The sequence below is a fragment of the Hymenobacter ruricola genome, from assembly GCF_015694525.1.
In the GTDB taxonomy this organism is placed as follows: Bacteria; Bacteroidota; Bacteroidia; order Cytophagales; family Hymenobacteraceae; genus Hymenobacter; species Hymenobacter ruricola.
This window is the reverse complement of the sequence record NZ_JADQDM010000005.1, coordinates 122,589-145,334: the sequence shown is the minus strand read 5'-3', so window position 1 is coordinate 145,334 and position 22,746 is coordinate 122,589. Positions and strand designations below refer to the sequence as shown.

Genomic DNA, 22,746 nt, shown 5'->3' with positions numbered 1-22,746 from the left:
AGGGCACGGTGCCGGGCTTGCGTTTCTTTCACACTTTCCTTTTACGGTTTATGAAAAGCTTTACTTTCCTTCTGGTATTGCTGGTGGCAGCGCTGAGCTGGCTGGCCCCCGGCGCGCAGGCGCAAACGTGCGCAGCACCTACTAACGTCAGCGTGACCAGTTCCTCCGACTCGACGGTGGTGGTGACCTTCACGCCCTCGCCCAATGCGGTGAGCTACACGGTGCGCTATTACTGGACCGGCGACAGCACCGCCACCGGCATCCGGACGGTCACCACGACCACGTCGCCGATGACGCTCTGGGGGCTGCACGTGGGCAGCTACTACGTGGTGAGCGTAGTGAGCAACTGCGCTGGCGGAGGCACCGCCGCCAGCCCCACGCAGGTTGTGTTGATAACCGGCACCACGACCACCGTGTGCGCTGCTCCCAGTGCGGTGACGGCCACGGCCACCGGCACCACGACGGCATCGGTGAGCTTCGCAGCGGTGGCCGGGGCCAACGGCTACCAGGTACAGTATTATCCGTTGGGCACGGCCCTGACGACGACCGTTAACACCATTGCATCGCCGGTGGCGCTGAGCGGGCTGCAGCCGAATACGCAATACGGCATTCGCGTCATCACCAATTGCGGCAGCGGGGCTCAGTCGGCGCCGGCTACCGCTACGGTGCGCACCAACGCGCCGGCTGCTCCCTGCGCCACGGTGGGCAACATCAGCACTTCAACCACGACCAGCACGGCAACCCTGAACTTCACGCCGGTTTCGGGCGCTTCGAGCTATACCGTGCAGTACTACGCGGTGGGCGACAGCGTCAACACGCATACGATTGTGGTTTCCGGCTCGCCGGTTACGCTCGCCGGCTTGCTGCCCAACACCAGCTACGTGGTGCGCGTCTTCACCAACTGCACTGCTACCAGCACTTCGGGCCCGAGAATGGTAATTGTGCACACCGCGGCGGTGCCGGTGCCCTGCGGCGCGGTGTCGAACATCGTAGTAACGGGCACCAGCGCCACCAGCGCCACCGTGAGCTTCACGCCGGGCCAGAACAACACCAGCTTCCGGGTTTCTTATTACACCGGCACCGATTCGGCGCGCTGGGTGCTATCCACTTCGTCGCCGGTGGTGCTCACCGGCCTAGTGCCCGGCCAAACCTACACCATCACCGTTTCGAGTGCCTGCGGCACGGGCGGCACGGTGGTCTTCACGGCCGGGGCACCGGTTACGTATTCCTTCCGCGGGGTGTTGGCCCGCCGCAACGCGCTGGATACTGGCAGCGTGAGCGTGTTTCCGAACCCGGCGCATCAGGCGGCCACGCTGGTGCTGCCCGCCGCGGCCGGCAATGCCCAGGCCCGCCTGCTTTTGCTGAATGCCATGGGCCAGCAAGTGCGCACCCTGGCCGTGCCGCTGGGCGCTACCGAAACCCGCACCCAACTCGACCTGGCCGGCCTGGCGCCGGGCCTATATACCGTGCAGGTGCGGGTGGGCAGCCAGACCGCCAGCCAGCATCTGGCAGTAGAATAGCTCCTCGATTGATATTATAAAAAAGGCCGCTCCTGGATTCAGGAGCGGCCTTTTTTCAGTAGGTGGTTTCGGTACTATTCGCGCACCAGCTTTACCTGTTGCGGGCGGCCGTCCAGCGTAAGGTGCAGCAGGTAGAGGCCCGCGGGCAAGCCGCTGAGGCCGCTCACGGTGAGCTGTGCGCTCCCAGCGGGCACGGTCAATTCCTGCGTGCGCACAGTCCGGCCCAGCGCGTCGGTGAGGCGCAGGGTGGTGCGGGCGCTGGCGTTGGCCTGGGTGGTGAGGGCAACGGCATCGCTGTGGAAGGGGTTGGGCGAGACCTGCAGTGCGGTGGCGGTTCCACCGTCAAACAGCACGCTTCTCAGGGAAGAGTAGGTTGTGGTGCCGTCTTTGTCGACCTGCCGGAGGCGGTAGTAGCGCAGGCCTTTTTTGCCTTCTTCCGTATCCAAAAACTGATAAGTGTGAGCGGTTTGGCCATTGCCGGCACCGGCCAGCCGGCCGATGGAGCGGAACTGGGTTTGGGTGCCCGTGGCTACTTCCACCTCAAAGGCCTCGTTATTTATTTCGGTGGCCGTAGTCCACTTGAGGGCCGCGGCGCCGCCCTGGCGGGTGGCCGTGAAGCTGGTGAGCGTGACGGGCAACGGCGTGACGATGGACTGGCCGATGGTGTACACGTCTTTCAGCAAAGCATAGCGGCCATTGGAGCTGCTGCCGGTAGAAAAATACACCCGCACGGTGAGGCTGTCGCCGGGGTGCAGCGCCACGCCCGCTGCCGGCGCGGCGCCCGGGGTGTTCAGGGCAAAGCGGTACGCTTGGTTGGGGCCCGTGTTCTGGTTGGCCAGCGCAACCGGCGCGGCAAAGGCCCCGCTGGCCGAGCCCGGCAGCGCGCCGCTAGGGCCTTTGCCCCCCGCCACATCCACCGAGTCGAGCGCGCCGCCGGGAGTGCTGGGCTTGAAGCCGGTTTTGGAATAAACCACCGCCATTTTGCCGGTCGTATTGTACATGGCTGCCCACAAAACGAGCGAGTCGACCCGCACCGAACCCATGCCGGGCTTGATGACGAACTGCCGGTAGATGGTTCGGTTGGGGTTGCTGCCGGGGCCGCCAACGGCGGTGGTCCACAGGCCGTCGGCCGTCGGCGCAAACGCCTGGCCGTAGCGCGCCGACCGGGCCGGATAAGCGGCCACGGTGGTGCCGTTGGACGGCACCAGCTGCCGCATCGTCGAAATGCTCGCGGCCACCGCCGCCGACCGAATGCCCGCGCTATCGGCGTCCGATACCTTCAGCGACCATTGCTGCAGGAAATTGGGAATAAGGGTGGTGAACGTAAGCGTCTGCACAGCGCTGAGCTGGCCGTTGCTGCAAGTGCTCTGCAGCGTCACGGTGTACGCCGTATTGCCCGTCAGGCCGGTCAGGGCCACGGGCGAAGCGGTGGGTGCCGGGGCCACGGTGATGGCCGAAGCCGGCGTGCTGGTCGGGTAATAAGTCACGACGTAGCTGGCATTGCTGGCGCCCGGCACGAAGCTCAGGCTGGCCGAAGTGGCGGTGATGCTGCCCACGGCCGCGCCTGTAGGGGCGTCGCAGGCCGAAGGGGCCAGGGTCGTGAAGGTTCTGGTAATTACCGTGCCGGAACTGCCGTTGCTGCAGGTGCTTTGCAGCGTCACGGTGTAAGCCGTGTTGGCCGTCAGGCTCGTGAGCGCCACCGGCGACGCCGTGGGTGCGGGCGAAACCGTGACAACCGCCGCGGGCGTGGCCGTGGGGTAATAGGCAACGGTGTAGCTGGTATTGCTCGCCCCCGGCGTGAAACTCAGACTGGCCGAGCTATTCGTAATGCTGCCCACGGCCACACTGGTCGGGTCGGCGCAGGCCACACTTGGCGTAGAAAAATTGCGGTTGATGCCCGTGCTGGTGCCGCCGTTGACGCAATTGCTCTTGATGTTTAGCAGATAAGAGGTGTTGGGCGTCAGGCCCACGAGGTCGATGGGCGTGGTGGACGAGGTGACCGTTACCGTGGCCCCGGGGTTGCCCGACGGATAATACGTCACCGCGTAGCTGACATTATTCGTGCCGGCCACAATATCTACCCGGGCCGTGGTGCCGGTAACGTTCGTGATGGCCGTGGCGCTGTTGGGGTTAGAGCAGCTAAGCGAGGCGGTGGTGAAAGTGGTGGTTTGCACCGAGGTACTGGCGCCGTTGCTGCAGATGCTTTGCAGGGTCACGGTATAGGGCGTGCCAGCCGTCAGGCCCGTGAGCGCTACCGGCGAGGCCGTGGGCGCAGGCGAAACCGTGATGGCCGAAGCCGGGGTGCTGGTCGGGTAATAAGTCACGACATAGCTGGCATTGCCCGCCCCCGGCGTAAAGCCCACGCTGGCCGAAGTGCTGGTAGCACCGCTGACGGCCAGGCCCGAGGGGTCGGCGCAGGCCACGGCCGTGGTGGTAAACGTTTGGGTGGACGTAGCGCTGATGCCGCCGTTGCTGCAAGCGCTTTGCAGCGTCACGGTGTAAGCCGTGCCGGCCGTGAGGCCCGTGAGCGCCACCGGCGAGGCCGTGGGGGCCGGGCTAACCGTGATAGCCGAGGCAGGCGTGCTGGTCGGGTAGTACGTTAGGGTGTAACTGACATTGCTGGCGCCCGGCGTGAAGCTAACGCTGGCCGTTGAAGTCGTGATGCTGCCCACGGCCAGGCCGGTAGCGGCGGCGCACGGCTGGGACGACGACTGCGTCGTGAAAGACGCACTGGTAATGGTCGTGGTGGTGGGAGCGGCCGAGCGCGTGCCCACCACCGTGGCCGTATACGCGGTAGCGGGCGCTAAGCCAGAGAGGTCATAGGTTGCCGTGTAGCCATTGGCGCTGCTGGGCGCAGTTGCCAGCGTGGCGGTGCCGCCCGCCGGCGTCGTGCTGATGGCGTAGGTGTAGCCGCTGGCCGCTGCAAAAGTCGCACTGGCGGTAGTGGCGCCCACCGAGCCAATGGTAATGGACTGACCTTTCACCGAGAAGCTCCGCAGCAGCGCATAGCGGCCGGTGTTGCTGGTTGACACGCCGTAGTAAAGCCGAAAGGCCACCGTGCTGCCGGCTGCCAGCTTCAGGCCGGTGCTGCCGCTCAGCGCCAAGCGCACCACCGTGTACGCGTCGGTAGCGGCCGTCACGTTGTTGGTGGCGTTCAGGCTGGCGCCGTTGCTGACCAGGCCGCTGCTCAACGAACCCGATAAGTAAGTGGTATTCGCGAAGCCATCGATGGAATAGCTCACGCCGACCCGTCCGTTGCTGCCCCCGGAAAGCGCCGTCGAGAACACCAGCGAATCGAGCCGGGCGGCGTAGCCCGGCGCCACAGTGTAAGTAAACTCCTCGTAGCGCGTGGGGGGCGAGGCCGTGCTATTGCCCCAGCTACCTCCATCAGCAGCCGGAGCAAGTGCTTGGCCCAGGCCCGAATACGCCGCCACAGCCGGCACCGTCGTCCCGTTGGCCGTGGTCAGGTTGTTGGTCGGCAGCGGGGCGGCGGCTCCCGTGGTCAGCGTGGGCACCGTGGCCACGGTGCCGGCCGATGCCAGCGTGGCGCTGTTGTTCGCCGTCAGCGCCCACTGCTCCAACACTACTGATTGTGCCCGTCCCGCCCGGGGCAGCACCCCCATCAGCAAGAGCAAAAAGAGGGAAACACGAAGAGTACGCGGGTGTGCTGCAGCCCTGCGGCAAAGAAGTAAAAAGTGAGACATAAAAGGCAAAAAGGGGTGGGATAGGGCATTCCTGGTAAGAATGCATCCGGCAAGGTCTCTTATAAAAGGCCTGTCTTCCCCTCTTTATGCCAGCTTTATTTCCGCAATCGATGTCGGGAACGTTGTCGGAACTTGATTATCCGATTTTCGGAATGTTTACATTCTTCAAAAGCTATTCCCGCGGGTTTATCTCGCCACAATCTTCTCCAGCTGCAACGCCGCCGATTTCTTGCTCGGCCGGCTCACGCCGACGATGGTTTTCTCGTTCAGCCACGTCGTGAAATCCTTCACGTAGGCCAGCTGCTGGTCGTCGGCCACGTTCAGCTTGAGGCGCTCGGGGGCGCCCACCACGCCGGTTTGGGTGTTCACGCGGCGCAGGTAGAGGTCCGATTTCTTGTTGAGGTTTTCCAACGTGAGCAGCTGCAAGGTGTTGCCGAACACGGCGGCCCGGAAACCGATGCCCGTGTAGGCGTCCACGGCCGGGGCCACCTGGTCTTTGGCCACGAGGCTGTGCCAGGTGGGCGCGCCAAACTCATTATATCCAAACAGGTGCAGCTCCCGCGCGTGCACCGGCGACTCGCTGCCGCCTTCCTCAAAATGCTTTTCGGCGATGACTACCAGTTGCTTGTCGGCGTTCAGCAGCATGTCGGCCAGGTACACGTCTTCCAGGCGCTTCACGTCGAGGCCGCTGGCCTTGCTCACTTCGGCCAGGTAGGCTGGCGTAAACCGAAATTCGGGCGAGAACTTCATGTCGCCGCCGCTGAAATCGTATTTCACCACTTTCAGGCTGTAATACTCGCCGGTGGCGTAGTCGGCGCAAAGGGCGGCCGCGTACAGGCTGCCGTCGCTCAGCACCGTGAATTTGGTGTCGCGCACGGTCACGGTGCGCCCGCCAAACACGCCGCCCACGGGCACGCCCAGCACCTTCACTTCGCCCGTGGGGCCGGCCGGGTAGCGGCGCACGGTCAGCTTTTTCATGCCGTCGCTCACCAGCGTCACGTACTGCGTGCCGTCATTGGCCACGTGCACGGCGGGCGAAAAAAAGTCGCCCAATTCGCGGAAATCGTAGGTCTTTTCCTCTAGTTTCAGCAATTCCTGGTCGAAGAGCGTGGCCGCGATGCTCTTCACCTGCTGGCCGTAGGTGAGGTAGCGGAAGGCCAGCAGCCGGCTGCCATCGGGCGAGATGGACACGCCCGGGCGGCGGTCGCGCGGCGCCACGTTCATCACCACTTTGGCGGGGCTGCGCTGGCCGGTTTGCAGGTTCACGCCCACCACGGCCAGGTTTTGGCCGGCGTCGTCTTTGTGGTGCAGCACCACCAGCGCCTGCTTCGAGCCGCGCCCGAAGGCTTCCAGGGTTTCGTCGGGCGTGACGGGAATGGCGGTGCTCCAAAGCTTTTTCAGGTCGGCGTCGTAGCGCTCCACGGCGTAGCCGCCGGCGCTTTGGTGCGCCAGGATGACGAAGCCCGAGCCGTCGGTCAGGGCCAGGGTCTTGCGCGGCACGCGCATGTCGTAGCGGTCGGCGCCCTGCTCGGGCAGGTAGCTAAATGGAGCCGACTTCACTTTCTGGGCCGCGGCCTGCTGCTGGGAGAGGGCCCCGCCCAACGCGCCCAGGAGCCACGCCCGGCGCAGGATATAATTTAAACGCACTCGAATCATAAGAAGAAATTTGAGCCCCTATAGGCCTTCAAAAGTAGCCATTCTACCGTTCGTAATGGCATTTTTCTGGCTTCTCCCCGCAAAGGCAAGGCACTCGTAAAAAAAAGTTATCCCAACCATAACCTGTTTGCAACGCCTCCGTACAGGGAACCCGTTTCCTTTGTAGGGGCAAAAAGCTCACGCAAAATGCCCGCCTCACTCATGGTTTCCTCAGCCCCGCTCACGGCGTAGCTCTTCAGCCCGGACTTGACAAACTCCAGGTTATGAGTTACCTTTGACCCCGCTGTTATATATAGTTATTATGAAATCCCTGCTTAAGTTCTCTCTTTTATCAGCCCTCATCATCGGGGGTAAGTTTGCCAAAACGACCCTCCCGGCCACTGTAGCGCAACCCAATGCCGTTCAAACCCGGCCCGATACCTCTTCCGTTGTCCTGGTGCATCAGGTGCTCACTTCCGAGCCCGTGAAGCCGGCCCGACAGCAAAACCCACCGCAGCAGAGCGGCAGCGGCTTCATAACGGAAATGTTTTAGCGATATTTTTCAACGACTTGTAACAAGGTCGTTTTTTTTTTGCCCGGTTCCCCGGCCGCCGCCCACGGCCGCCTCTTCAGCTGATTCGGCTCCAGTTCACGGCCGTGGCCGGCAGGCTTTCGATGTGCCGCCGAATGTTGGCGTTTTCGGGCTGCATCAGGTTGGGGTCTTCCGTGAGCAGGGCCTGCGCCGCCGCCCGGCTTTCGCTCAGAATACGGCCGTCCTTGGCCAGGTCGGCAATCAGCAGGTCGAGCACGCCGCTTTGCTGGGTGCCCATGAGGTCGCCGGGGCCGCGCAGCTTGAGGTCGATGTCGGCAATTTCGAAGCCGTTGTTGGTGCGCACCATCGTTTCGAGGCGGGTGCGGGCGTCTTTGCTCAGCTTGAAGCCCGTCATCAGGATGCAGTAGCTCTGGTCGGCACCGCGGCCCACGCGCCCGCGCAGCTGGTGCAGCTGCGACAGCCCGAACCGCTCGGCACTTTCAATCACCATCACCGAGGCATTGGGCACGTTTACGCCTACCTCAATCACGGTGGTGGCCACCATAATCTGGGTTTCGCGCTTGATGAAGCGCTGCATTTCGAAGTCCTTTTCCTCGGCCTTCATGCGCCCGTGTACGATGCTGATTTGGAACTCGGGAAAGGCCCGGCTAACGCTCTCGTAGCCGTCGGTCAGGTCCTTGTAGTCCATCGTTTCCGATTCCTCAATCAGCGGATACACGATGTACACCTGCCGTCCCAGCTTCACCTGGTCCCGAATGAACTCAAACACCTTCAAGCGGTTGGCGTCGTAGCGGTGCACCGTCACAATGGGCTTGCGGCCGGCCGGCAGCTCGTCAATCACGCTCACGTCCAGGTCGCCGTACAGCGTCATGGCCAGCGTGCGCGGGATGGGCGTGGCCGTCATCACCAGCACGTGCGGGATGACGTGCGGGTTTTTCTGCCACAGCTTGGAGCGTTGCGCCACCCCAAAGCGGTGCTGCTCGTCCATGATGGTCAAACCCAGGTTGCGGAACTGCACCACGTCTTCGAGTAAGGCGTGGGTGCCCACCAGCATGTGCATGGTGCCGTTGCGCAGCTCCTCGTGCAGCACGCGGCGCTCGCGGGTGGGCGTGCTGCCCGTCAGCTTGCCCAGCTTGATGCCCAGGGCGTCGGCGTACACTTTCAGGCCCACGTAGTGCTGGTCGGCCAGGATTTCGGTGGGCGCCATCATGCAGCTTTGGGCCCCATTGTCGGCCGCCATCAGCATGGCAATGAAGGCCACGATGGTTTTGCCCGAGCCCACGTCGCCCTGCAGCAGCCGGTTCATCTGCTGCCCGGCGCAAAAATCTTTGTAGATGTCGTGGATGACGCGCTTTTGCGCCCCGGTCAAATCAAACGTGAGGTGGTTTTTATAAAAGTCCACCAGCGTCGGCACCTGGTTGAAAATCTGCCCGGCCAGCGTCACCTTGCGCTGGTCGCGCTGCCGCAGCAACTTCAGTTGCACGTAGAACAATTCCTCAAACTTCAGCCGGAACTTGGCCGCCGCCAGCAGTTCCGGGCTCTGCGGGAAGTGAATCTGCTGCAGCGCCTGCGCCTTGGGCATCAGCCCGTAGTGCTGAATCAGGGCCGGCGACAACGACTCCGTGATGTGCGACTGCGCCAGCTTCAGCAACTCCGCCACCATGCGCATGATGGCCTTGCTGTCAACCCGATGATAATTTTTGAGCTTCTCCGAGGTGTTGTACACCGGCTGCAAAAAGCTCTGGCCCGGTTTGTTCTCGCTCACCTCCTCCAGTTCCGGGTGCGCCATCTGCGGGCGGCCGTTGAACATGGTAGGCTTGCCGAAAACGATGTATTCCTGGTTGTTTTTGGCAACCTGCTGCACCCATTTAATGCCCTTGAACCACACCAAATCCAACTCGCCGGTGCCATCGCCCACCTTGGCGGTCAGGCGTTGCTTGGGGCCTTCGCCCACCAGCTCTTTGCCGCGCAGCATGCCCTTCACCTGCACGTAGGGCAAGTCTTCGTTGAGGTCGGCCACCTTATACACCTGCGTCCGGTCGAGGTAGCGAAACGGGTAGCGCTGAATCAGGTCACCGTAGGTGAACAGGCCCAACTCTTTGCCCAGCAGCTGCGCCCGCTGGGTGCTGCCCACCGTGCGCAAAAACTCCAGCCGGGTGTTGAAGAAGTTACTCATTGGTTAGCTATTAGCTGCGAGCCATTAGCCGTTAGCCTGCTAATTATAGATGAACGAAAAGGCCATAAGCTAACAGCCAATAGCTCTCAGCTTAGTTCTTATACTTAAGCGTGTTAAGCATGCGCACCATGTCCGTCTTCACGTACTCAATCACGGGCGCCAGCGAGTCGTTGGCCGTGGCCGTTTTGAAGTACAGGGCGCCCCGCAGAAAGTGGTGCGTGCTGTCGGTGGTGTAAAACTGGAACTGGCTCGGCACCTCGCCCTGCAGCTCAAACACCGAGGCGCGCATGCCGCTCGGCGTCTTCAGAATGCGCTCATCAATGGCCGTGGCCTTGATTTCGTGCTTGCCGGTGAGCTTGCGGGCGTCCTCCATCATCTTGTTATAGAGGCGGCGGTCACGCTGCACGTCCATGTAGGTAATCTGCACGTTGGCGTGCAACCGCGGGTAGTACACGTTTAGCCAGTGCGGCTGCGCCATGTAGGAAGAGTCGCGCTTGATTACGGCTTCCTTCGAGTACTCAAACGAATACGGGTGCCCGGCCGGCAGCTCCTGGTAGCGGTGCGGCGGCAAATCGATGCGGTTGTAGCCCTTGGGCTTGGGCGTGAAGTCCGGCGCCGACGAGCAGGCCGCCAGCAGCGCCAGCGCCAGCAGCCCCGGAAGTTTTTTCAGGTTCGACACCACGTAGAGTAGGTTGATAAGATGGCGGCGCCCGGCCTGCGCCCGCGTCCCAAGCCTCAAAGGTAACCGTTGGCTTGTGCCGAAGGCAACGAAAAAAGCCCCGGGCTAGTGCCGGGGCTTTTCCTGAAAATTGCGAGCCAATTGGAAGAATAAGGCCTAGAAAGGCAACTGGTCCAGCTCCGGCTCTTGGCGAAAGGTTTGCTGGGCTTCGGCCGCACCGGCGCCGCTGGCTTCTCCGGCCGCGCCGGCGGAACCTTGAGGCCGGCCGCCCAGCATCGAAATCTCGTCGGCGATGATTTCGGTGATGTAGCGCGTCTGCTGGTCCTTGTCCTGGTATTGGCGGGTGCGCAGCTTGCCCTCGATGTAGACTTGCTGGCCCTTTTTGAGGTATTTATCGGCCATGTCGGCCAAGCCGCGCCACGCCGAGATGTTGTGCCACTCGGTCCGCTCCACGCGGTTGCCTTGCTTGTCTTTGTAATAGTCGTTGGTAGCGAGGGTGAAGTGAGCCACGCTCACGCCGCCTTCCAAATGCCGCACCTCGGGGTCTTTGCCCAGGTTGCCTACCAAAATCACTTTGTTCACTCCGGCCATATTATTGCACGTTAGGAAATACAGAATCGAAAGGGCCACCCGGCCCTTTCTTGCCTTAAAGTTAAGAACTAAAATGCGAGTCTCCTAATATTTTGCCAAAAATAAAGGCACAAATTTCTAACCGGAATAGCAATTGTGCCCTTACAAGTTCTGGCTGCAATAATTAGCAATCAGCTTGGGCTTAGGCAACGCCTCAATTTCAGCGGCAGAATAGGCGCGCAGGCCTAGGTCGCGCAACGTGGCTTCCGGCAGCGGCTTGGTAAGCGCCAGGGGGTGGAACCTAGCCTCCAGCTTTTGGTGGCTTAGCACGTGGCGGTAAGCCGCGGTAGGCTCGGCGGCCTGGCTGGTGTCGAGGTCGGCGCCTAGCGCATCCAAGTGGCGCACTAGCTCGGCCGGCGCCAGCTCGGGCACAGTAGTTTCGGCCAGCGCGAAGTCGTACAAGCCCTGCCAGATATCTTTCTCGCGACGCTCTCTTAAATAAGTCTGTTCGCCGTGGCGAAGCACGAAATAATGGAAGTAGCGCGTCCGCGCGGCTTTGGCCTTGCTCTTGACGGGCAACAGCGCCACTTGCCCGTGGTTGAAAGCCCAGCACTGGCTTTGCAACGGGCAAAACAGGCAGTCCGGCTTGGCCGGCGTGCACTGAATGGCCCCAAACTCCATAATGGCCTGGTTGAAGTCGGCCGGCGCGGTGGCGGGAATGTGCTGGTCGGCCACGGCCTGAAACTCCTTGCGCGAACTCGGCGCCGCGATATCCGAATGCAGCCCGAAAATGCGGGCCAGCACCCGGTACACGTTGCCATCGAGCACGGCCACGGCTTCATCAAAGGCAAAGGAGGCAATGGCCGCCGCCGTGTAGGGGCCAATGCCGCGCAGTTTCAACAGTTCGGCATAGGTGTTTGGAAATTTGCCCCCGTGCTCGGCCACCACTTGTTGGGCCGTGCGGTGCATGTTGCGGGCCCGGGAGTAGTAGCCCAGGCCCTGCCAGTAGCGCAGCACTTCGGCCTCGGGTGCGGCGGCCATTTCCTGCACCGTAGGGTAGGCCGCCAAGAAGGTTTCGTAGTAGGGGAGGCCCTGAGCCACACGCGTTTGCTGCAAAATCACTTCCGACAGCCAGATAGCGTACGGGTCGCGGGTGTGGCGCCAGGGCAGGTCGCGGTGGTGCCGCGGGTACCATGCCAGCAGGGCGGAGGCCAGAAAGGAAGGGCGGGGGACAGTTTTGGTCAAAATTTTGAAAGAGAATAATTTGGGCCCACCCTTTGTTTAGGAGGGGTGATTGGTAAAACAAAAAAATGGGGTTACCTTTGTGGCCCCAATTCGAGGGCGAACCGCCTACGAGGCAAAGGCTTACGCTGGAATTCGGGACTTTTTTGCCTAAAAACGTAATTTTTTCAACCACCTAAGTACCATACCAACGTGACTAAAGCTGAGGTAATCGCCGAAATCTCCACCAAGACCGGCATCGAGAAAGCAGATGTATTGATGACTGTTGAAGCTTTCTTCAAAGTCGTGAAAGATTCCATGACGGAAGGCAACAACATCTATGTGCGCGGCTTCGGCTCGTTTGTGAACAAAAAGCGCGCCCGGAAAGTGGCCCGCAACATCTCGAAAAATACGTCGCTCATCATCGAGGAGCACTACATCCCGAGCTTCAAGCCGTCGAAAACCTTCGTGGCCAAAATCAAAAACAGCAAGAAGGTAAAAGCCACCGCGGCCAAAGCCTAGTTATCTTAGCGGTTAGCGGTTAGTGGTCAACGGTTAGTGATAATTATTTTAACCACTGGCCATTAACTGCTAACCACTGTAGAATTGCCGGCCGCGCCGCCGGTGTCTTTTCCGCAAGGGAAAGCCCGGCGGCCGGCTTTTTTCAGCCCATGGCTACTACCCGTTCAGCTTCTCATCAATTGGTCGTCCTCGCCGCCGCGCTTGCGCTGGTGGGAGGGCTTTTTGTGTTGCCGAAGGGCATCGTGAAGCCCAAGGAAAGCCGTTCGGAGTTGAGCAAGGACGCTGCCGCCACGGCCAACCGCGACGGCGGCGGACCCGCTACTAACGGTTCCAAAACGGAGGCATCCTCGGGGCCCGTGCCGGCCACGGCCACGGGAAACAACGGCCCGAACGCCGCCGCGCCGCACACCACGGCCACCGCCACCCAGCGGCAGGAACTCAACCGCCTGCTGAAGGAATACGCGGCCGCCACGCCCGCTACCAAAGCCGCGGTGGCCACCACCCTGGCCCGCCGGTACAACGGCGTGGAGCGGTTTGACAGTGCCGGCTATTATCTGGAACAAGTGGCGCTGGCCAAGCCCACGGCTGCCAACTGGCAGCAGGCAGCCGATGCTTACTACCAGGCCTATAGCTTTGCCACCACCGACGAGCGGGTGAAACTGCTCGGCGGCAAGACGCGGGAACTCTACGCCAAGGTGCTGGAAAAAGAGCCCGGCAACCTCGACGCCAAAACCAACCTCGGCATGGCCTACATGGCCTCCGAGAACCCCGTGCAGGGCATTTCGTACCTGCGCGAAGTGCTGGAAGCCGACCCCCGCAATGAGAAAGCCCTCTACAACATGGGCATTCTGGCGGTGCAAAGCAACCAGTACGACAAAGCCGTCCAGCGTTTTAAGGATTTGGTGAAAGTCAATCCGAAAAACGTGAACGGCCAGTTTTACCTCGGCGTAACTTTGGCCCGCACCGGCGCCAAGGACGAAGCCAAACAAGCTTTCCTCGCTGCCAAAAGCCTGAGCAACGACCCCGCCCTGGCCGCTTCGGTCGACGAGGAAATTGCTAAGCTGAAATAGATACCACACAAACAATCACCAACTTAACCCCAAGCATCATGCCCTGCGGTAAAAAAAGAAAGCGTCATAAGATTGCCACCCACAAGCGCAAGAAGCGCCTGCGCAAGAACCGCCACAAGAAGAAGTAAGCCTCACGGGGCGTAGCGGCGGCCGGCAGTTTTCCTAACGGGAAAGGAGCCAGCCGTCTATCTCTCACGTAGCCTCCGACGGAGGCCGCGCAGGTGCTTTTCCCGTGGCTCGCGAGGGAAGCCAGAACTTATGGTTCTGGCTTCCCTTTGCCGGTTTCGGGGTAGGGGTTTGGCGGCATCGTCGGCGGGTTACTTTAACTAAACCAAGGCTTTGAGTAATGAATTAGTCATTAATTCTACTCAGGAAGGCGAGCGGATTGCGTTGCTGCAAGACAAGCGGCTGATTGAATACCATTTCGACCGCAACGACACCAACTATTCGGTTGGCGATATCTTCCTGGGCACCGTGAAAAAGGTGATGCCCGGCCTGAACGCTGCTTTCGTAGACATCGGCTACGAAAAAGACGCGTTTTTGCACTACGGCGACCTCGGCGAGCAGTACAACTCCTTCACGAAGTGGGCGCGCACCGTCCAGAGCGGCCGGGCGCCTAGCGCCGGGCTGGAAAAATTCACGTTTGAGCCCCCGCTGGACAAAGTGGGCAAGGCCGAAAGCGTATTTAAGAAAGGGCAGCAAATCGTCGTCCAAATCATCAAGGAGCCGATTTCGACCAAAGGCCCCCGCGTGAGCACCGACATTTCGATGGCCGGGCGTTATCTCGTGCTGATGCCGTTTTCGAACACCATCAGCGTGAGTAAAAAGATAGTGAGCAAGGCCGAGCGCGACCGTCTCAAACGGCTCATTGCCAGTATTAAGCCGGAGAACTTCGGCGTCATCATCCGCACGGTGGCGGAGGGGCGTGAAGTGGCCGAACTGGACAAGGACATGCAGGACATGGTGGCCAAGTGGGAGCAGATGTACACCACGCTGCGCACTGCCAAGCCCAATGATAAGGTGCTGGGCGAGCTCGGCCGCACCTCTTCCATGCTCCGCGACATGCTGAACGAGTCCTTCGACAGCATCATGGTCGACGCGCCGGCCATGTACGAGGAGATGCGCGACTATATCCAGAAAATCGCGCCCGACAAGCTCGGCCTGCTGAAGCTGCACAACTCGAAAATCAAAATATTCGAGCAAACCGGCATCGAGAAACAGCTCAAAACGTTGTTTGGTAAGACGGTAACCGTGCCCGGCGGCGGCTACCTCGTGATTGAGCACACCGAGGCCCTACACGTCATCGACGTGAACTCGGGCAGCAAGAGCAATCAGGAGAACGACCAGGAGGCGACCGCGCTGATGATTAACATGCTGGCGGCCAAAGAGGTGGCCCGGCAGTTGCGCCTGCGCGACATGGGCGGCATCATCGTGGTCGACTTCATCGACATGCGGTCGGCGGAAAGCCGCAAGAAGGTGGAAGACGCCGTGCGCGACGTGATGAAGCACGACAAGGCCAAGTTCACGGTGCTGCCCATCACCAAGTTTGGCCTGCTGCAAATCACGCGGCAGCGCGTGCGGCCGGCCGAAAACATCGTGACCGGCGAGGTGTGCCCCACCTGCGGCGGCACAGGCAAGATTTCGGCCTCCATCCAGGTTACGGACGACATCGACAACAGCATCGACGACCTGCTGGTGAACCAGAACCAGTCGGGCATTACGCTGTCGGTGCACCCGTTCCTGCACGCGTACTACACCAAAGGGCTGGTTTCGCGTCAGATGAAGTGGTACCTCAAGTACTACAAATGGGTGAAGGTGGTGAAAGACAGCAGCCTGGGCCTCACCGACTACCGCATCGAGGACGAGCGGGGCGAGGAAATCCAGCTGCGTTCGTCGGCCGCCGCCATGAGCCGTTTGCAGGACCGCGAGGTGGAAATTGTGGACTAGCTTTGGCCGGTTTGCAAACAGCTTGAGACAACCAAAAAAGCCCCAGCTTCTCCGGAGGCTGGGGCTTTTTGCTGGGTAATGCAGCGTTAAAACTTGATGCCCACGTCGAGGCCGAAGGAGCTGTTTTTGATGGTGACGTCCTTGAAGCCCCGGTTGCTCTCAAAGTAGTGGTCGATGTCGACTAAGCCGCGGTGGTAGCTGAGGCCGGCGAAAAGCTTCGTGCTTTTGCCTAACTGGTATTCGACCCCGGCGCCGGCCATGATGTCGGCATCGATGAAGTAGATGTATTCGCTGGCCTTGTTTTCTTTGCCGGTAGCGGGGTCGGTGAAAAACTTGTCGCCGTTGATGCGCGTGCCAATGGGCACGTTCAGCGTGGGGCCAACCTGGAAATACAGGCGCGTGGCGGGGGCAATTTCGTTGGTGAAAAGCTTGATGGTAACCGGCAGCTCCAGGTATTGGGTGCTGATTTTGGGCTTTACCGCCAGCGGCGTGTTGCCGGAAATGTCCGTGTAGGAAATGGTGCCGCCTTTGCCGGTGAGCCACAGGCCGGTGCTGAAGGCGTAGTTTTCGCCAAAGAAATAATCGACTACCAGGCCCCCGCCGAAACCGAGCTGGCTGCCGTCGCTCTTGAAAGAGTTGGCCGAGGTAGATTCGGCCCGCAGGCTGGTGATGGATGGCGAGACTTTAAGGCCGATTTCGACCTGGGCGGAGGCCGTGCCAACGGAGGCAAAGAGGGCCAGTGCGGCGAGTACTATTTTTTTCATGCGTACAGATACGGCTACTCTGATGGAAACTACCGACTGCCGGTAGGTTTTTGGCTAATTTTACTCCAAAGTAACGAGCGTGGATACGAATAATTTTGCCTGGCGGCGCTGGCTGCCCCTGTTTTTAGTAGGAAGCCTGGGCCTTGCCGCCTGCAAAAAGGGCCCGGCGGAAAGCTGCCGGGTCGACGCAGCGGCCGATGCGCCGACGGTGCCTGTGAAGGTGCAGCGCCTCGAACAGGCATTTTTTGCTATCAAGGCGCCCGCGGATGCCCAGCAGTTTATGGCGGCGCATCCGGCCTTTGCGCGGTACTACCTGCAGCGCCAGCCGGCCAACGGAAAGGAGCTGGAAAGCAGTTTGACGCAGCTGGCCACCAATGCCGCCTTGCAGCAGCTGGGGCGCGAAACGGCCGCAGCATTTCCAGACAGCGCGGCCCTGCGGCACGACTTGAGCGAGGTATTCCGGCGGGTGCACTACTACTTTCCTGATTTTCGGGTGCCCCCGGCCAATACTTATGTAAGTGGTTTTCTGGCGAAAGATATTTATGTGAACGACAGCTTGTTGGTAATGAGTTTGGACTGGTTTGTGGGGCCTAAAGCCAGCAAGCGGCCCGACCTGCCCCAGTACATGCTGCGGCGCTACACGCCGGCCGGTCTGATGCCGCTGCTGGCGCACAACGTGTCGAGTAAATACAACCGCCACGAGCTGACCGCCAACACCATGCTCGACGCCATGGTGCACGAAGGCAAGGCCCTCTACTTCGCCAGCCAGATGCTGCCCTGCACCCCCGATTCGCTGCTCATGGGCTACACCCGGCGCGAAATGGCTGGCCTGGAAGCCAACGAACCGCGGGTTTGGGGCCATTTTCTGGAGAAAAACCTGCTGTACTCGACCACGCCTTTCCTGCTGCAGAAATACGTAGGCGAGCGGCCCAACGTGCCCGAAATCGATAAAACCTGCCCCGGCCGGGTGGGCCAGTGGGTGGGGCTGCAAATTGTGCGTAAATACATGTCGCTGCACCCCAACGTGCCCCTGGGCCGCCTGATGGCCGAAAAAAATGCCCAGCGCATCCTGAACGAGTCGCACTACCGGCCCATGCACGAGTAACGGCAATCCAGTAATGCCCCAGCTGTCATCCTCATCTGGCGTCCGCGCAGCGAAGGATGATGGCCCCTCGTCATACTCATGCATATTGCCGTTTTCAGCCAGTACCACACCAGTCCCGACTGCCCGGCCACCAGCCGGCACTACACGCTGCTGGCGCATATTGCCAAAACGCACCGGGTAACGCTGCTGACTACGCCCGCCTGGAAAGGCCAGCAGCTCACCCATGAGTTTCCGTGGGTGCCGGCCGGCGTGGAAATCCGCGAAGCCCGCATTCCTTACGACAACAAAATGGGCCCGGCCCGGCGTGCCCTGGCTTTTGCCCAATACGCGGCCTGGGCCGTGCGCGAAGGGCTGCGCATCGACCAGCCGGACGTGATTTGGGGCATCAGTACGCCGCTGACGGCGGCCTGGGCGGCGGCGCAGGTGGCGCGGTGGCGGCGGGTACCGTGGGTGTTTGAGGTACAGGATTTGTGGCCGTCGTTTCCCATTGCCATGGGTGCAGTGCCCACTGCGCTGGCCCGACAGCAGCTTTTTCGGCTGGAAAAACGGCTGTACCAAAGTGCCCAACGGGTGCTGCCGCTCTCGCCAGATATGACGCGGTACGTGACTGATTTGGGCATCGCGCCCGGGAAAGTGGCGACGGTGCTCAACGGGACGGACCTGGATTTGGCGGCCCGGGCCACGCCGGCAGCGGTTGAGGAGCTACGGCGGCGGCAGGGGCTGGTGGGCAAGCAGGTGATTCTGTACGCCGGGACTTTTGGCCGCGCCAATGACATTCCCACGCTGGTAGCGGCGGCCGAAGCCATGGCTGAACAAGGCGGCGAGGTGGTGTGGCTGTTTCTGGGCCACGGGTTTCATGAGCCGCTGATTGCGGCGGCGGCGCGGCGTTGGCCAGCGCATATTCGCTTGGTGGGCGGGCAGGCGCGGCATCAGGTTTTCAGCTGGTTTGCGCTGGCTGAAATTTCGGTGGTGTCGTTTCTCGATTTGCCGGTGCTGGATGCCAATTCGCCCGCCAAGCTGTACGATTCGCTGGCCGTGGGCACGCCGGTTATCGTCACCAACCGGGGCTGGACCAAAGCGCTGGTGGAGCAACACCGCTGCGGTTGGTATGTGCCCGCTGGCAATGCCGACGCACTGGCTGCGAAGCTACGCGAGGTGCTAGCGCAGCCCGGGGCACTGGCTTATGCTGGTGAGCAAGGCCACCGTCTGGCCGCGCAGCAATTTGACCGGCAGCAACTGGCCATAACCGTGCAAACGATGCTGGAGAAAGCTGCTCGATAAATTTTGTACTAAAGCAAAGGAGGTTTGTGCTCCGTTGTGCTGCAAATTGAACTTTGTGTGCTGAAAACCGACGTGGTAGCCGTCAAAACTGACCGATTGAGGCCAGTTAAGCTATTTTCCGGAAATCGGTACATAAGCTGCCGCTTTCCCAAAGTGCTTTTCAAAATAGGCGCAGCTGGGCGCCAGCGGGCAAATGCTGCACTTCGGCGAGCGCGCCACGCAGATGTAGCGACCGTGCAAAATGAGCCAGTGGTGAGCCTTGGGAATTACTTCTTCGGGGATATACCTCACCAAGCCTTTCTCAACGGCCAGTGGCGTGGTGGCCGTTTTCGGCACGAGGCCGATGCGGTGCGATACCCGGAAAACGTGCGTATCCACCGCCATGGTGGGCTGGTTGTAAATGACGGACGCCACCACGTTGGCGGTTTTGCGGCCCACGCCCGGCAGGCGCTGCAACTCATCAAGCTGGCTGGGCACTTCGCCGCCGAAATCTTCGGTGAGCATGCGGCCCAGGCCGGCCAGGTGCTTGGCCTTGTTGTTGGGGTAGGAGATGCTGCTGATGAAGGGCAGAATTTCCTCAGCCGAGGCGGCACCCAGGTGCGCGGCGGTGGGAAACTGGGCCAGCAGCGGGGGCATCACCAGGTTCACGCGCTTGTCGGTGCACTGCGCGCTGAGCACCACAGCCACTATCAACTCGTACGGGTTGCCGTATACCAGTTCCGTTTTGGGCTCCGGGAAGTTGGTGGTGAAGTAGTCGATGAAGTACTGAAAGCGGTCGGCGCGGCGCATGCGGAAGGGAGGCTAGAGCGGGCAAAAATAGAACGGTCATGCGGAACGCAGGGAAGCATCTTTACCGCGCAAGTAATCCGGTTATTCGGGTTTTACTAGTGCGGTAGAGATGCTTCCCTGCGTTCCGCATGACCGTTCTATTGCGGGCGGCTGAAACAGCTGTTTCCTTCAACTCTTGTGCTTGCGGCTCCAGCGGCGGGGCTGCAGCGGCTGCCACAAAAAGTTGAACGGACTCAGGATTTGGCTAAAAAAGTGCGCGAGTAGCGCAAAATGGCCTCGGAGGTGTGGGCCCGCGGCTCGCGGCGAACGCCGTCGAGTGCCCGCTGGGCCAAAAGGAGGTCGGCGCACGTGGCTGCCAGTTCCGGGTCGTGCTGCAACGCCTCCTCTACCTCGCGCTGCCTTTCAGGAGGCAATTCGTTGTACACATACTGGAGCAGTGTCGAATGGGGTAAGGTTTGAATCATAATGATGCAGGGAATTCGCGGTCATTTTCTTCCGCAGGTTTATCAGCGCGTAGCGCATCCGGCCCAGGGCCGTGTTGATGCTCACGCCGGTTGCGTCGGCAATTTCCTGGAAGCTCATGTCGCCGTAGTGGCGCATCAGCAACACCTCCTTTTGGGCGGCGGGCAGTTCCTGGATTAACGCCCGAAGGCGGGTATGGGTTTCCTCGCGGGCCAGGAGGTCGTCCGGGCCGTCGTCGGCAAGGGTGAGGGTGTTGGCCAGCCGGTCGTTGTCGCTGAGGCTGACGTGGGGCGTCCGCTTGCCGCGGCGGAACGAGTCGATGGCTAGGTTGTGGGCGATGCGGCAAATCCAGGGGGCAAACTTGCCCTCTTCGTTGTAGCGCCCGCCTTTCATGGTGTGAATGGCCTTGATGAAGGTGTCCTGCAACAGGTCCTCGGCCACGTCCTCGTCGCGCACGATGAGGAGAATGGTCGTGAACACACGACTGCGGTGCCGCTCCAGCAGGATGGCGAAGGCGGATTCCTGGCCAGCCAGGTAGAGCGAGATGAGCGCGGAGTCGCTCGGTTGCAAGAGGTCCATAAAGGGCTACGGAATAAGGGAACGTAGAGCTTTAGGCCATAGTATGCAGTTACCGAGAAAATTTTTTGGGAGCGACCGGGAGTCGGGTGTTTTACCCGCTAGAATCGTTCCAAATGTAGAGTGATGAAATGCACTTGCGCAAGAGGTGAAAAATAAAAAATGACAAAATTCTGTAGCTTTATCGGAGCAACCTTCCTCAAAACTTCATCTACGCTATACTGGCGCAGAATTGCGCTATAAAAATTCTGAAAAAAGTTTCAAAAATATTTTTTCTTTTTCAACGCCGACGTCGGGCCCACTCGCTTAGCCAGTTACCGATGCGCCCAAGCGGCTGCTGACCTACTGCCCCAGCCACTGGTAAGCGGCCGCTTCTTCGGTAAACAAGGCGGTGAGGTAGCCCTGGCCGGGGCGGGCCGTGGCACTGAGAGCGGCCACTGAGCTGACCGACTGCTGCTGCTGGGCCCGCAGCGGCGAAATCAGAAACGCAATGCGCACCGGCACCGGGTAGCGGCCCGGAAGCTTGGGGAAAAATTCCGTGTTCATCCAAACCGTGAGCTCGGGCGTGGCCAGCTCGTCGCGGCGGCGCAGGTCGAGCAGCCAGCGCCAGCAGCCGAGGGCATCGGCGGCGGCGAGGATGGCGAAGTAGCCGGCTTGCAGCTCGGGCGCGGTGATTTCGCGCTGCCAGCGGGCCACGATGGCCGGCAGGTCGGGGCGGGGCGTTATTTCCAGGCCAAAATCGGGCATGAGCGGGCAGCGGGCAGGCAGTGAATACCAGCCAACAAGATAGGCCAAACGGGCGGGCGGCGCCACGGGCCGGCCGCGGGCCGGCTACCTTTGCCACTGGTTCGCCGTACAGGCGTTTTTCTGAGTGATATGCTGCCTTCCGCTGATTCGGCCCCGGCCCACGACCCCTACGCGGCCCTGCGCGTGCCCGATTTTCGCCGGCTGGTGTCGGCCCGCACCCTGCTCACGGTGGCCACGCGGGTGCAAGGCCTGGTGGTGAGCTGGCAGATTTACCACCTCACCGGCGACCCGCTGGCGCTGGGGTTGATTGGGTTGTCGGAGGCCATTCCGAGCATTGTGGTGTCGCTCTATGCCGGGTACGTGGCCGACACGGTGCGGCGCAAAAACATTGTGGTGCTGGCCCTGGCGGTGCTGGTGCTGTGCGCGGCGGCCCTCACGGCGCTGGCCAGCCCCTACGGCATCGGGCTGCTGGCCAAGGGCGCGCTCTACACGCTGCCGCTGTACGTGGTGATTTTTGTGAGCGGGCTGGCGCGGGGTTTTATGGGGCCGGCGCTGTTTTCGTTTATGCCGCAGCTGCTGCCCGACCGCGCCCTGCTGCCCAACGCCATCACCTGGAACAGCACCACCTACCAGGCTTCGGCGGTGCTGGGGCCGGCGCTGGGCGGCTTTCTCATCGAGCCGCTGGGCGTGGCCAGGTCCTACGCGGTGGGGCTGGCCCTGCTGGTGCTGGCGCTGCTGCAGTTCGTGCGCATTGCCGACCGGCCGCTGCCGCCCATGGAAGGCGAGCGGCTCAACCTGAAAGACAGCGTGCTGAGCGGCCTGCGGTTCATTTTTGGCAACCAGCTGGTGCTGGCGGCGCTGTCGCTCGATATGTTCGCGGTGCTGTTTGGCGGGGCGGTGGCGCTGCTGCCGGTGTTCGCGTCGGACATTCTGAAAGTGGGGGCACGGGGCTTTGGCCAGATGGAGGCAGCGCCCGCCATTGGCTCGGTGCTGATGGCCATTTTCCTGACGTATTACCCCCTGAAGCGCCGGGCTGGGCTGAAGCTGCTGGGGGCCGTGGCAGGCTTTGGGCTGGCCACCGTTTTCTTCGCGCTGTCGAAAAACTTCTATCTGTCGCTGTTCCTGCTGTTCCTCACGGGCGTGTTCGATTCGGTGTCGGTGATTGTGCGCTCCACGCTCATCCACGTCTACACCCCGGAGTACATGAAGGGCCGGGTGTCGGCGGTGAACAACATTTTCATCGGCTCCAGCAACGAGATTGGGGCCTTCGAGAGCGGCGCGGTGGCGCGGGTGCTGGGCACGGTGCGCTCGGTGGTGTTTGGGGGGCTGATGACGCTGCTGGTGGTGGCCATCACCGCCTGGCGGGCCGACAAGCTGCGCAAGCTGGAATCGGGCACGAAGTAGCACCCCCCGGGGCACTGCTCC

At 61.3% G+C, this 22,746-nt stretch carries 18 protein-coding genes; 8 read left to right on the top strand and 10 right to left on the bottom strand.

Features of this window, described 5'->3' with window-relative positions; translation table 11 throughout:
• The first annotated feature begins 50 nt into the window (after window positions 1-50).
• A complete protein-coding gene (locus I2H31_RS12120; protein ID WP_196293302.1) occupies window positions 51-1,520 on the top strand; it encodes a fibronectin type III domain-containing protein in 1,470 nt (489 codons plus the stop codon).
• A gap of 74 nt (window positions 1,521-1,594) precedes the next feature.
• Here I2H31_RS12120 and I2H31_RS12115 read toward each other — a convergent pair whose 3' ends face one another.
• Together I2H31_RS12115 and I2H31_RS12110 are read right to left on the bottom strand one after the other, a co-directional pair.
• Window positions 1,595-5,155: a beta strand repeat-containing protein gene (locus tag I2H31_RS12115; protein WP_196293301.1), complete on the bottom strand. Its 3,561-nt coding sequence runs from the start codon at window positions 5,153-5,155 to the stop codon at window positions 1,595-1,597.
• A gap of 255 nt (window positions 5,156-5,410) precedes the next feature.
• Window positions 5,411-6,871, bottom strand: a complete 1,461-nt coding sequence (locus I2H31_RS12110) for a hypothetical protein (RefSeq protein WP_196293300.1) — start codon at window positions 6,869-6,871, stop codon at window positions 5,411-5,413.
• A 310-nt stretch (window positions 6,872-7,181) separates the two neighbouring features.
• Between I2H31_RS12110 and I2H31_RS12105 the strand changes: the two genes are divergently transcribed.
• Window positions 7,182-7,412: a hypothetical protein gene (locus I2H31_RS12105; RefSeq protein ID WP_196293299.1), complete on the top strand. Its 231-nt coding sequence runs from the start codon at window positions 7,182-7,184 to the stop codon at window positions 7,410-7,412.
• Window positions 7,413-7,488: 76 nt separating this feature from the next.
• Here the strand turns inward: I2H31_RS12105 and recG are convergent, their stop codons facing one another.
• The 4 genes from recG to mutY form a co-directional block, all read right to left on the bottom strand.
• The gene (gene recG / locus I2H31_RS12100) at window positions 7,489-9,588 is read right to left on the bottom strand and encodes an ATP-dependent DNA helicase RecG (protein WP_196293298.1); all 2,100 of its coding nucleotides are present in this window, start codon (window positions 9,586-9,588) and stop codon (window positions 7,489-7,491) included.
• Between the two features lie 91 nt (window positions 9,589-9,679).
• Window positions 9,680-10,267, bottom strand: a complete 588-nt coding sequence (gene gldD, locus I2H31_RS12095) for a gliding motility lipoprotein GldD (RefSeq protein WP_317192220.1) — start codon at window positions 10,265-10,267, stop codon at window positions 9,680-9,682.
• Window positions 10,268-10,423: 156 nt separating this feature from the next.
• Window positions 10,424-10,858: a single-stranded DNA-binding protein gene (locus tag I2H31_RS12090; RefSeq protein WP_196293297.1), complete on the bottom strand. Its 435-nt coding sequence runs from the start codon at window positions 10,856-10,858 to the stop codon at window positions 10,424-10,426.
• A gap of 141 nt (window positions 10,859-10,999) precedes the next feature.
• On the bottom strand, window positions 11,000-12,082 hold the full coding sequence (mutY, locus tag I2H31_RS12085; protein ID WP_230687726.1) for an A/G-specific adenine glycosylase: 1,083 nt from the start codon (window positions 12,080-12,082) through the stop codon (window positions 11,000-11,002).
• Between the two features lie 189 nt (window positions 12,083-12,271).
• Between mutY and I2H31_RS12080 the strand changes: the two genes are divergently transcribed.
• The 3 genes from I2H31_RS12080 to I2H31_RS12070 all read left to right on the top strand — a co-directional run bounded on the left by I2H31_RS12080 (window position 12,272) and on the right by I2H31_RS12070 (window position 15,597).
• Entirely contained in the window at window positions 12,272-12,580 is a 309-nt protein-coding gene (locus I2H31_RS12080; protein ID WP_190928317.1) for an HU family DNA-binding protein, read from the top strand.
• Window positions 12,581-12,729: 149 nt separating this feature from the next.
• The gene (locus I2H31_RS12075; RefSeq protein WP_196293296.1) at window positions 12,730-13,650 is read left to right on the top strand and encodes a tetratricopeptide repeat protein; all 921 of its coding nucleotides are present in this window, start codon (window positions 12,730-12,732) and stop codon (window positions 13,648-13,650) included.
• 339 nt (window positions 13,651-13,989) lie between these two features.
• Window positions 13,990-15,597: an Rne/Rng family ribonuclease gene (locus tag I2H31_RS12070; RefSeq protein WP_196293295.1), complete on the top strand. Its 1,608-nt coding sequence runs from the start codon at window positions 13,990-13,992 to the stop codon at window positions 15,595-15,597.
• Window positions 15,598-15,683: 86 nt separating this feature from the next.
• On the opposite strand, the gene I2H31_RS12065 is transcribed toward I2H31_RS12070, so the two are convergent.
• A complete protein-coding gene (locus tag I2H31_RS12065) occupies window positions 15,684-16,361 on the bottom strand; it encodes a porin family protein (protein WP_196293294.1) in 678 nt (225 codons plus the stop codon).
• Between the two features lie 79 nt (window positions 16,362-16,440).
• Between I2H31_RS12065 and gldB the strand changes: the two genes are divergently transcribed.
• Together gldB and I2H31_RS12055 are read left to right on the top strand one after the other, a co-directional pair.
• The gene (gene gldB / locus I2H31_RS12060; RefSeq protein ID WP_196293293.1) at window positions 16,441-17,466 is read left to right on the top strand and encodes a gliding motility lipoprotein GldB; all 1,026 of its coding nucleotides are present in this window, start codon (window positions 16,441-16,443) and stop codon (window positions 17,464-17,466) included.
• 78 nt (window positions 17,467-17,544) lie between these two features.
• Window positions 17,545-18,747 carry a glycosyltransferase family 4 protein gene (locus I2H31_RS12055; RefSeq protein ID WP_196293292.1) on the top strand — a complete coding sequence of 401 codons (1,203 nt, stop codon included), beginning with the start codon at window positions 17,545-17,547 and terminating at the stop codon, window positions 18,745-18,747.
• 111 nt (window positions 18,748-18,858) lie between these two features.
• Here the strand turns inward: I2H31_RS12055 and nth are convergent, their stop codons facing one another.
• The 3 genes from nth to I2H31_RS12040 form a co-directional block, all read right to left on the bottom strand.
• Window positions 18,859-19,536 carry an endonuclease III gene (nth, locus tag I2H31_RS12050; protein ID WP_196293291.1) on the bottom strand — a complete coding sequence of 226 codons (678 nt, stop codon included), beginning with the start codon at window positions 19,534-19,536 and terminating at the stop codon, window positions 18,859-18,861.
• 402 nt (window positions 19,537-19,938) lie between these two features.
• Window positions 19,939-20,577: an RNA polymerase sigma factor gene (locus I2H31_RS12045; RefSeq protein ID WP_196293290.1), complete on the bottom strand. Its 639-nt coding sequence runs from the start codon at window positions 20,575-20,577 to the stop codon at window positions 19,939-19,941.
• 339 nt (window positions 20,578-20,916) lie between these two features.
• The gene (locus I2H31_RS12040) at window positions 20,917-21,321 is read right to left on the bottom strand and encodes a hypothetical protein (protein ID WP_196293289.1); all 405 of its coding nucleotides are present in this window, start codon (window positions 21,319-21,321) and stop codon (window positions 20,917-20,919) included.
• 129 nt (window positions 21,322-21,450) lie between these two features.
• Between I2H31_RS12040 and I2H31_RS12035 the strand changes: the two genes are divergently transcribed.
• Window positions 21,451-22,725, top strand: a complete 1,275-nt coding sequence (locus tag I2H31_RS12035) for an MFS transporter (protein ID WP_196293288.1) — start codon at window positions 21,451-21,453, stop codon at window positions 22,723-22,725.
• Window positions 22,726-22,746: the final 21 nt, after the last annotated feature.